The 10,177-nt window shown below is 67.4% G+C and carries 8 protein-coding genes; 5 read left to right on the forward strand and 3 right to left on the reverse strand.

Annotation, left to right across the window (positions count from 1 at the left end):
* The first annotated feature begins 419 nt into the window (after positions 1-419).
* The 3 genes from AC3WJE_RS09640 to AC3WJE_RS09650 are packed head-to-tail and all read left to right on the forward strand — an operon-like array spanning position 420 to position 4,253.
* Positions 420-2,174 carry an ABC transporter permease gene (locus AC3WJE_RS09640; RefSeq protein WP_493730571.1) on the forward strand — a complete coding sequence of 585 codons (1,755 nt, stop codon included), beginning with the start codon at positions 420-422 and terminating at the stop codon, positions 2,172-2,174.
* 49 nt (positions 2,175-2,223) lie between these two features.
* Positions 2,224-3,525, forward strand: a complete 1,302-nt coding sequence (locus AC3WJE_RS09645) for an ABC transporter ATP-binding protein (RefSeq protein WP_493730572.1) — start codon at positions 2,224-2,226, stop codon at positions 3,523-3,525.
* A gap of 11 nt (positions 3,526-3,536) precedes the next feature.
* On the forward strand, positions 3,537-4,253 hold the full coding sequence (locus tag AC3WJE_RS09650; protein ID WP_493730573.1) for an MgtC/SapB family protein: 717 nt from the start codon (positions 3,537-3,539) through the stop codon (positions 4,251-4,253).
* A 143-nt stretch (positions 4,254-4,396) separates the two neighbouring features.
* Here the strand turns inward: AC3WJE_RS09650 and leuE are convergent, their stop codons facing one another.
* Positions 4,397-5,023, reverse strand: a complete 627-nt coding sequence (gene leuE / locus AC3WJE_RS09655; RefSeq protein ID WP_493730574.1) for a leucine efflux protein LeuE — start codon at positions 5,021-5,023, stop codon at positions 4,397-4,399.
* Positions 5,024-5,148: 125 nt separating this feature from the next.
* Entirely contained in the window at positions 5,149-6,063 is a 915-nt protein-coding gene (locus AC3WJE_RS09660) for a LysR family transcriptional regulator (protein ID WP_493730575.1), read from the reverse strand.
* A 98-nt stretch (positions 6,064-6,161) separates the two neighbouring features.
* Between AC3WJE_RS09660 and AC3WJE_RS09665 the strand changes: the two genes are divergently transcribed.
* The gene (locus AC3WJE_RS09665) at positions 6,162-7,172 is read left to right on the forward strand and encodes a zinc-binding alcohol dehydrogenase family protein (protein ID WP_493730576.1); all 1,011 of its coding nucleotides are present in this window, start codon (positions 6,162-6,164) and stop codon (positions 7,170-7,172) included.
* Positions 7,173-7,793: 621 nt separating this feature from the next.
* Here the strand turns inward: AC3WJE_RS09665 and AC3WJE_RS09670 are convergent.
* Positions 7,794-8,399, reverse strand: a complete 606-nt coding sequence (locus tag AC3WJE_RS09670; RefSeq protein WP_493730577.1) for a glutathione S-transferase family protein — start codon at positions 8,397-8,399, stop codon at positions 7,794-7,796.
* Positions 8,400-8,496: 97 nt separating this feature from the next.
* Here AC3WJE_RS09670 and AC3WJE_RS09675 point away from each other — a divergent pair, with 97 nt between their 5' ends.
* Entirely contained in the window at positions 8,497-10,059 is a 1,563-nt protein-coding gene (locus AC3WJE_RS09675; RefSeq protein ID WP_493730578.1) for a DNA recombination protein RmuC, read from the forward strand.
* The last annotated feature ends 118 nt before the right edge of the window (positions 10,060-10,177 follow it).

Raw genomic sequence — 10,177 nt, forward strand, 5'->3', positions numbered from 1 at the left:
CCTATCGTGCGCCACCTTTTGCCGCCCCTGAGGCCGCTCCTTGGAATCCTGCAGTCGATCTCGATACGGCGCCTGAGCCGACGGACCGTCCGATTCCAGGGCCGGTTCCGTGACTCGGGACCGGGGCCCTGCACGTGGCATTCGCCACGTCCGCATTCCCCATCGCTGTACCGAACCGCTTCCGGATTCCGGGAGGCCGGTCTCGGGCGCTCCGTCATTTCGTTCCGGAGTTCGCCGATGCTGCCCACCGCCGTACTTGTCCTGCCGCGGGTCGCGCTGCTGGCCTGGCCCGCTGCCGCGCCTGCCAACGCCACCCTCGACATGATGGCGACACTGACCACCGGCTGATGCCTGGCTTGAACGTCCTGTTCCCGCAATAAGCGGGCCTCATCCTGTCTGTTCCGTTCCGAGACGTCGTCATGGCCTTCGCTTTCCGTGATCGTTCCGCCCCTCCCGTCGCGTCGCTGGCGCGCCCGCGGCTGCTGCCCAATCTCTACGACTTCGCCGCAATGGCGCTGCTGCTCGCGCTCGGCGTGCTGCTGGTGCACGGCGCCGAGGATGCGCGCGCGCCGCTGAGCGGGCTGTCGGTGCAGGCGGTGTCGCTGGATCCATGGCGCCTGCCCGAATACGGCCTGCGCACCACGCTGCGGATGTTCGCGGCGATGGCGGCCTCGCTGGTCTTCACCTTCGTGATCGCGAGCTGGGCCGCCAAGAGCCGTCGCGCCGAGATGGTGATCGTGCCGGCGCTGGACATCCTGCAGTCGGTGCCGGTGCTGGGCTTCATCAGCTTCACCGTGACCTTCTTCCTCGGCCTGTTCCCGGGCCGCCAGCTCGGTGCCGAATGCGCGGCGGTGTTCGCGATCTTCACCAGCCAGGCCTGGAACATGGCGTTCTCGTTCTACCAGTCGCTGCGCACCGTGCCGGCCGATCTGCAGGAGGTCTCGCGCGGCTTCGGGTTCTCGCCGTGGCTGCGCTTCTGGCGGCTGGAGGCACCGTTCGCCGCGCCCGGGCTGGTCTGGAACATGATGATGTCGATGTCCGGCGGCTGGTTCTTCGTGGTCGCCTCCGAGGCGATCACGGTCGGCGACACCACCGTGACCCTGCCCGGCATCGGCTCCTATCTGGCGCTGGCGATCCAGCAGCAGAACTTCGCCGCGGTGGGTTGGGCGGTGGCGGCGATGGCGGTGCTGATCGTGCTCTACGACCAGCTGTTCTTCCGCCCGATCGTGGCCTGGGCCGACAAGTTCCGGGTCGAGCAGACCGCCAGCGCGGTGGTGCCGCATTCGTGGCTGTTCGACGGGATGCGCCGCACCCGCCTGCTGCGGCGCCTGGTCGCGCCGGTGGCGGCACTGGGCCGCCGCGCGCTGCTGGTGCGCTGGCCGCGCCGCGCCGGCGTGCGCCCGCAGCGCGAGCGCAGGGCCGTGATCGGTGGCTGGGGCGACCGGCTCTGGCAGGGCGTGATCGTGGTGGCGAGCCTGGCCGGCGCCTGGCTGGTGTTCGACTACGCCAGCCGCACGCTCGGTTTCGCCGATCTGCGCCAGGCGTTCGGCGGTGGCCTGGCCACGCTGCTGCGCGTGGTGGTGCTGATCGCGCTGGCCTCGCTGGTGTGGGTGCCGATCGGGGTGTGGATCGGGCTGCGCCCGGCGCTGGCGCAACGCATCCAGCCGCTGGCGCAGTTCCTGGCGGCGTTCCCGGCCAACGTGCTGTTTCCGTTCGCGGTGGTGGCGATCGTCGCCACCGGCGCCAACCCGGACATCTGGCTGTCGCCGCTGATGGTGCTGGGGACGCAGTGGTACATCCTGTTCAACGTGATTGCCGGTGCCAGCGCGTTCCCGACCGATCTGCGCGAGGCCGCGCAGGTGTACCGGCTGCGTTCGTGGACCTGGTGGCGGCGGGTGATCCTGCCGGGGATCTTCCCGTACTACCTGACCGGTGCGCTGACCGCGTCGGGCGGCTCGTGGAACGCCAGCATCGTCGCCGAGCTGGCCAGCTGGGGCGACAAGCATGTCGAGGCCTACGGCCTGGGCTCCTACATCGCCCGTGCCACCGCTGCCGGCGACTTCCCGCGCGTGGTGCTGGGCGTGGCGGTGATGTCGGTGTTCGTGACCGCCTTCAACCGCGCGCTGTGGCACCGCCTGTATGCCTATGCCGAGCGCCGGCTGCGCCTGGACTGACTTCCATGTTGCTTCCGATTTCCAACGCTTTCGATGTGAGGAGTTGCCGATGAACGTGTCCGCCCCGGTCCAGGACCGCCCGCTGGTCAGCGTGCGTGACGTGTGCAAGACCTACGACAAGGGTGCCGCCGCTTCGCTGGTGGTGCTGGAGGACGTCAACCTGAGCCTGCGCTCGGGCGAGATCGTCGGGTTGCTCGGCCGCTCCGGCTCGGGCAAGTCCACGCTGCTGCGTGCGATCGCCGGACTGCTGCAGCCCAGCGCCGGCGAGATCGTCTATCGCGACGGTGGCCCGGACGGGCTGGCGATGGTGTTCCAGAGCTTCGCGCTGTTCCCGTGGCTGACCGTGCAGCAGAACGTCGAGGTCGGCCTGGAAGCACGCGGCGTCGCGCCCGAGCAGCGGCGCGCGGCCGCGCTGGAGGCAATCGACCTGATCGGCTTGGACGGCTACGAGAATGCCTATCCGAAGGAACTGTCCGGCGGCATGCGCCAGCGTGTCGGGCTGGCGCGCGCGCTGGTGGTGCATCCCAAGCTGCTGCTGATGGACGAGCCGTTCTCGGCGCTCGACGTGCTCACCGCCGAAACCCTGCGTACCGATCTGCTCGATCTGTGGAGCGAAGGCCGCATGCCGATCGAGTCGATCCTGATGGTCACCCACAACATCGAGGAAGCGGTGCTGATGTGCGATCGCATCGTGATCTTCGGCTCCAACCCGGGGCGGGTGATCGGCGAGATCGAGGTGACGTTGCCGCAGCCGCGCAACCGTCTCGACCCGGCGTTCCGCGCGCTGGTCGAGGACATCTATGCGCGCATGACCGCACGCCCGACGACACCGGCGCGCGAGGGCCTGTTCCCCGGCACCGGCATCGGCATGGTGCTGCCGCGGGTGTCGCCGAACCTGCTGGCCGGCCTGCTCGAAGCGGTCGCCGCCGAGCCCTATCACGGCCAGGCCGACCTGCCGCCACTGGCGGCGGGGTTGCAACTGGAGATCGACGAACTGTTCCCGATCGCCGAAGTGCTGCAGCTGCTACGCCTGGCCGAACTGGAAAGCGGCGACCTGCGCCTGACCCCGACCGGGCAGCGCTTCGTCGAGGCCGGTACCGATGCGCGCAAGCATCTGCTGAGCCAGCAGCTGGCCACCTACGTGCCGCTGGCCATGCACATCCGCCGCGTGCTCGACGACCGCGCCAGCCACCGCGCGCCGCTGAGCCGCTTCAGCGACGAGCTCGAGGACCACATGTCCGAAGACAGCGCGACCCAGACCCTGCGCGCGGTGATCAGTTGGGCGCGCTATGGCGAATATTTCGCCTACGACGAGCAGGCCGGCCTGCTCACCCTGGACAACCCGACCTGACGGGAGCGGCCATGCGCTTCATCGAAACCTTCCAGCTCTGGCCCTTCCTCGACACGGTGATCAGCCTGGTTGCCGCGTTCGTGCTCGGCACCCTGATCGGCGCCGAGCGCCAGTACCGCCAACGCACCGCCGGCCTGCGCACCTGCGTGCTGGTCGCGGTGGGCGCGGCCGCGTTCGTCGATCTGGGCATGCGCATCGCCGGCAATGCCGAAGCGGTGCGGGTGATTTCCTACGTGGTCTCCGGCGTCGGTTTCCTCGGTGCCGGCGTGATCATGAAGGAGGGCATGAACGTGCGCGGCCTCAACACCGCCGCCACGCTGTGGTGCTCGGCGGCGGTCGGCTGCTGCACCGGCGCGGACATGCTTGCCGAAGGCGCGCTGCTGACCGTGCTGGTGATCGCCGGCAACACCTTGCTGCGGCCGCTGGTCAACGCGATCAACCGCATCCCGATCAACGAAAAGGCCAGCGAGGCGACCTACGAGGTGCGGCTGACCACCGATCCCGATTCGCTGCCCCGGCTGCGCGCGCGGCTGGTCGAGCAGTTGGAGGCCGCCGACTACCCGGTCGGCGATGTCGAACAGCACGAACAGGGCGAGGAGCAGGTCGAACTGGTCGCGACTTTGGTCAGCACCGCGGTCGATCCGCAGGAGATGGACGCGGTGGTCAGCCAGTTGGAACGCCAACCTGGTGTCGCGCATGCGAGCTGGGAAATCAGTACGCGGGATTGAGGTGTGGAGAGGCCCAAGCCGCTCCACTCTTTCACTCGTCATTCCCGCGAAAGCGGGAATCCAAGGACGTTGTTTTCAATGAGTAACGTCCATGGATTCCCGCTTTCGCGGGAATGACGAGTGAAAGTGTTCGCGCTTTCCAACTAACCACTCACCGCAAGCCGCACCCCGAACCCCACCAGAAACACCCCCGCACCCCGCCGCAGCCACGCCCCCACCCGCGGATGCGCCGACAACCGCCGCGTCAGCGCATGGCCGAGCAGGATCAGCAGCGAACACCACGCCACGCCCAGCAGCGCGATCAACGCGGCCATCGTCGCGAAGGTCGGCAACCCGCGGTGCGTGGCCGGGTCGATGAACAACGGGAAGAACGCCATGTAGAACACGATCGCCTTCGGGTTCAACAGCGTGACCAGCAATCCCTGACGGAAATAATGGCCGGGCCGCAGCGTGATCATGCCGCTCGGCGCGCCCGGCTTCTGCGTGCGCAACAGCTGCAGTCCGATCCACACCAGATACGCCGCACCCAGGTACTGCATGCCATGGAACAGCAGCGGATTGGCCTTCAACAGCGCGGCCACCCCGGCCACCGCCAGCCACATCAGCACCTGATCGCCGAGCAGCAACCCGGCCAGCGTGGTGTAGCCACCGCGGATGCCGCTGCGACCGGTCGCGGTAAGCAGCGTGAACGTGCCGGGACCGGGCAAGGCCAGGAACACCAGCACGGCGATGACGAAGGTCCACAGGTTATGGATGCCCATCCAGGACATGGCGGCGAGGTCGGTGTGCGGGGGAGCTATGGTAATGCCCCATGTGGGAGGGACTTCAGTCCCGACGGGCGTTACCGGTAAAGCCCGTCGGGACTGAAGTCCCTCCCACAAAGGCGAATAGCTGCCTATCCTGGCAGCGGAAACCGCCGCAAAAACTCCCGCAACCGCTCCCCAAGCAGTTCATGCAACCGCCGGATCGCCGGCGAGAACTGCTTGCGATGCGGGCACACCAGATTCAACGGCACGCTTTCGCCATGGCCCGCGAACAGCGCCTCCAGTCGTCCGACCCGCACGTCCTCGGCCACGTCCAGCCACGACTTGTAGGCGATGCCTTCACCGGCGATCGCCCAGCGTCGCACCACGTCGGCGTCGTCACACAGCATCGCGCCGCGCACGCTGACGGTATGACGGCGGCCATCGAGGTTGAAGCTCCAGCGGTCGTGTGCGCGGCTGCCGAGCACATAGGTCAGGCAGGCATGTTCACGCAGCGCGTCCAATGTGGCCGGACGGCCGTGGCGCTCCAGATAGTCCGGTGCGGCCACCAGGATGCGGCGATTGTCCGGCGCCAGCGGCAACGCGACGTAGCGTGCATCGTCGAAATGGCCGAGTCGCAGCGCCACATCCACCGGATCGCGAAACACATCGGCGACCTGATCGGACAGATGCAGCCGCAGGCTCAACCGTGGATGCGCGCGGCCGAATTCGGTCAGCCACGGCAGCAGCAGATTGCGGCCCAGGTCCGACGGCGCGGCGATCTGCAGCAGGCCGTGCAGCTCGGCATCGGCACCGTGCAGGCGCTCGCGGCCCTCGCGCAGCGTGTCCAGCACCTGTTGCGCATACGGCAGGTACTGCTCGCCCTCGGCGGTCAGGCGCAGGCTGCGGGTGGTGCGCACGAACAGGCGCAGGTCCAGCTCGCGCTCCAGCCGCGCGATCGCGGCGCTGACTTGCCCGGGCAGCAGATCGACTTCGCGCGCGACCCGCGAAAAGCTGCCCAGCGCCGCGGTGCGCGCGAACAGGGCAAGATCGTCGAACCGGATCATTTTCACTCCAGCAATGAAAGTGCTGGTGCATTTTGCGGCTTTCCGGGATGGCCCGCGCGGTCGACCATGGCCGTCTTGTCCCCGCTGGAGTACCCGCCATGAAAGCCATCGCCTACACCCGCAACGGCCTGCCGATCGAAGATCCCCAGGCGCTGGTCGAGGTCGACCTGCCCACGCCCGAACCCGGCCCGCGCGACCTGCGGGTCAAGGTGCACGCGGTCTCGGTCAATCCGGTCGATACCAAGGTCCGCCGCAACATGCCGACCGAAACCCCGCGCGTGCTCGGCTGGGACGCGGTCGGCATCGTCGATGCGGTCGGCGCCGAAGTCAGCCTGTTCAAGCCCGGCGAGCGGGTCTGGTACGCCGGCTCGATCGCCCGCCCCGGCAGCGACGCCGAATACCACCTGGTGGACGAGCGCATCGTCGGCCACGCCCCGCGCAGCCTCGATGATGCCGCCGCCGCCGCATTGCCGCTGACCGCGATCACCGCCTGGGAACTGCTGTTCGACCGGCTCGGTGTTGCCGAAGGTGGCGGCGAGGGCCAGACCCTGCTGGTGGTCGGCGCCGGCGGCGGCGTCGGCTCGATCCTGGTGCAGCTCGCCCGCCAGCTGACCCGGCTGACCGTGATCGGCACCGCCTCGCGCCCGGAGACCCGGGACTGGGTGCAGGCGCTGGGTGCGCATCACGTGATCGATCACCGCGAGCCGCTGACCGAGGGCCTCAAGCGGCTCGGCATCACGCAGGTGCCGCTGGTGATCAGCCTGACCCACACCGACGTGCACTACCCGCAGATCGCCGAGTTGATGGCGCCGCAGGGCCGGTTCGCGCTGATCGACGATCCGGCGTCGCTGGACGTGCTGCTGCTCAAGCGCAAGAGTGTGTCGTTGCATTGGGAGTCGATGTTCACTCGTTCGCTGTTCGGGACCGAGGACATGATCGCGCAGCATCGTTTGCTCGAACGTGTTGCTGAGTTGGTTGATGCCGGCACGCTGCGGACTACGCTGGGTGAGCACTATGGTGCGATCACCGTCGAGAATTTGCGGCGGGCGCATGCGTTGATCGAGAGTGGTCGCGCGTGCGGGAAGATCGTGCTGGAAGGGTTTGATTGAGCGAGGCGACACGGAGGGCCTGCGCCTTCCAAGTCATCTATCAACCGTCGTTCCCGCGAGGCGGGGACCCAGCGACTTCCGCGTCGTCTCACCGTTGTCACTATCTGTCTATCGTCATCCCCGCGAACGCGGGGGCGAAGCGCCACTGCTTGCGAGCCACTGGCTCGCGTGGTGCTGAGCGACATCGAGCTATGCCCGATGGCCGGGGATCGAAGATCCATGGACGTTGCTTGTTGGGTTTGACGTTGCAGTGACGGCAACAGCGACGGCAAAGGCAACGGCTTTCGCTCCTTCGGAGCGAGTTACCTTTCTTTGCTCGTGCAAAGAAAGGTAACCCAAAGAAAGCACGCCCCAGTCCTCGCGCCCTTCGCTGCGCTACGGGTCCACTGCGCCAGCGGGATTTTCTGACGCGGCATCCATGCCGCGGCAGAAAACGACGCACATCCATGTGCGTCGCCCTTCGGGTTTTTCCCGCTGGCTCCGTCGCTGTGGATGGGGGCCCCGGGAAGTCAAAAGCGACAGCAAAATCACGAGCAACAGCAACAGCAACAGCAACAGCAACAGCAACAGCAACAGCAATCATCCCTGCGCCCTGAATCGTAGAGCCGAGCTTGCTCGGCTCTACGGCAATCCATTACATCCATGTCGACGGAACCCCGCACGTTCCTGCAACCGCGCGTAATACGCCGCCACTGCCGGCAGATCCTCGCGTTCGATCGGGCTGGCGCACCAGCGCTGGGTGGACAGCCCCAGCACGATATCGGTCAGGGTGAAGGTCTCGCCCAGCACGTACGGGCCGCCCTGCGCCAGCTGCGTATTCAAGATGCGCATGTGGCGGTTCCATGTCGCCTCGCTGGCGGCGATCGCTGCCGGATCAGTGTGCGCCGCGCTGTGCCGGACCTTGGCCATGAATGCGTAGCGCCAGGCGTTGTTGAGTTCGGTCGCCTGCCAGTCCATCCATTGTTCGACCCGCGCCCGCGCCGCCGGCTCCACCGGCAACAGGTCGGTACGGCCGGCGCGCGCGGCCAGGTAGCGGCAGATCGTGTTGGATTCCCACAGTACGAAGCCGTCATCGCGCAGTACCGGCACCAGTGCGTTCGGGTTGAACGTGCGCAACGTGTCGGGCGTTGGCGCTTCGTCATGGGTGAACGGCAGCGCCAGTTCATCCAGCAGCCACAGCACCTTGCGCACGTTGATCGAACGCGAATGACCGAACAGCTCCAGCATGGCGGATCTCGACAGGTGGGAAGGAGGAGGCGGCAATGAAAACACGCCCCGGCGTCTCCGGCGCAACCACTGAGACCGGCACCGCTACACTGGTGGCATGACTCCTGAACTGATGATCCTCGGCGGCCTGCTTTGCGTCGTCCTCGTCCTGCAGATCGTGGCGCTGTTGTGGCGCCAGGACGCCTCCCGCCTCGAACAATCCCTGCGCGAGGAAGCACGCGCCAGCCGCGGTGAGTTGCGTGAGCAGCTCGACGCGTTCGCACGCAACCTCACCGACCTGTCCACCCGCACCGACACGCGCCTGGACCAGCTGCGCGAGGCGCTGACCGAGGACGGCCGCAAGGCGCGCGAGGAAAGCGTGCAGGCGCAGCAGCGCGGCACCGATCTGCTCGCCGGCCGCCTGCAGGAGATGCGCCAGCAGCTGGAAACCTTCGGCCAGCAGCAGGAAACCCGCATCCTCGCCTTCGGCCGCCAGCTCGCTGAGCTGACCACGCGCACCGACGCGCACATGGGCAACTTCAAGGAATCGATCGCCGAGGAGGCGCGCAAGGGGCGGCAGGAGTCCGGCGAGTCGCAGCAGCGCTTCGCCGATTCGCTCAACCTGCGCCTGGTCGAGCTGACCCAGCGCAACGAGCAGCGCATCGGCGAGATGCGCGCCACGCTGGAGCAGCAGCTGCAGGCGCTGCAGAACGACAACTCGGCCAAGCTCGAACAGATGCGCGCCACCGTCGACGAGAAGCTGCAGAGCACGCTCAACCAGCGCCTGGATTCGAGCTTCAAGCTGGTCTCCGAGCGGCTGGAGCAGGTGCAGCGCGGGCTCGGCGAGATGCAGCAGCTGGCCACCGGCGTGGGCGATCTCAAGCGCGTGCTGAGCAACGTCAAGAACCGCGGCAGCTGGGGCGAGGTGCAGCTGGACAACATCCTCGAACAGACCCTGACCCAGGACCAGTACGCACGCAGCGTGCGGCTGAGCCCGGACAGCGCCGAGGCGGTGGATTTCGCCGTGCGCCTGCCCGGACGCGGCCAGGACGACGTGCCGCTGTGGCTGCCGATCGATTCCAAGTTCCCGCGCGACGACTACGAGCGCCTGCTCGATGCGCAGGAGCTGGGCGATCAGGAACAGGTGCTGGTGATGGGCGCGCAGCTGGAACGTGCGATCCGCGTGCAGGCCAAGTCGATCGGCGACAAGTACATCGTGCCGCCGCACACCACCGATTTCGCGGTGATGTTCCTGCCCACCGAGGGCCTGTATGCGGAGACCATCCGCCGCCCCGGCCTGATGGACCTGCTGCAGCGCGAGCACCGCGTGGTCATCGCCGGTCCGACCACGGTGACCGCGCTGCTCAACAGTCTGCAGATGGGCTTCCGCACCCTGGCGATCGAGAAGCGCTCCAGCGAGGTCTGGGGCCTGCTCGGCGCGGTCAAGAGCGAGTTCGGCAAGTTCGCCGGCATCCTGGAAAAGGCCGAGAAGCAGATCAACACCGTCGGCAAGAGCCTGGGCGAGGCCAGCCGCAAGACCCGCACCATCGAACGCCGCCTGCGCGGCGTCGAGTCACTGTCGGGCGAGGACGCCACGGCGCTGCTGGGCGAAGACGCGGCGCTGGATGAGCCGGCCATACCGGATGCAGCCGATACCACCGACGACGAAGCGGAAATCTGATTGCCCCCAGCTCCTCGTAGGAGCGGCGTCAGCCGCGATAGGGCTTTATCGATAAAGCCCCATCCTGTCTCTTCTACACCCCTCCGAGCCCACACAACCACCTAACACATCCGGGGGG

This window comes from Pseudomonas sp. GW821-FHT07E12, from assembly GCF_058986605.1.

What these genes read in the sequence shown, in the direction of transcription:
- AC3WJE_RS09645 (WP_493730572.1), top strand. Translation starts at nt 2,224, where the DNA reads ATGAACGTGTCCGCCCCGGTCCAGGACCGCCCGCTGGTCAGCGTGCGT.
- AC3WJE_RS09650 (WP_493730573.1), top strand. Translation starts at nt 3,537, where the DNA reads ATGCGCTTCATCGAAACCTTCCAGCTCTGGCCCTTCCTCGACACGGTG.
- AC3WJE_RS09665 (WP_493730576.1), top strand. Translation starts at nt 6,162, where the DNA reads ATGAAAGCCATCGCCTACACCCGCAACGGCCTGCCGATCGAAGATCCC.
- AC3WJE_RS09660 (WP_493730575.1), bottom strand. Translation starts at nt 6,063, where the DNA reads ATGATCCGGTTCGACGATCTTGCCCTGTTCGCGCGCACCGCGGCGCTG.
- AC3WJE_RS09670 (WP_493730577.1), bottom strand. Translation starts at nt 8,399, where the DNA reads ATGCTGGAGCTGTTCGGTCATTCGCGTTCGATCAACGTGCGCAAGGTG.
- AC3WJE_RS09640 (WP_493730571.1), top strand. Translation starts at nt 420, where the DNA reads ATGGCCTTCGCTTTCCGTGATCGTTCCGCCCCTCCCGTCGCGTCGCTG.
- leuE (WP_493730574.1), bottom strand. Translation starts at nt 5,023, where the DNA reads ATGTCCTGGATGGGCATCCATAACCTGTGGACCTTCGTCATCGCCGTG.
- AC3WJE_RS09675 (WP_493730578.1), top strand. Translation starts at nt 8,497, where the DNA reads ATGACTCCTGAACTGATGATCCTCGGCGGCCTGCTTTGCGTCGTCCTC.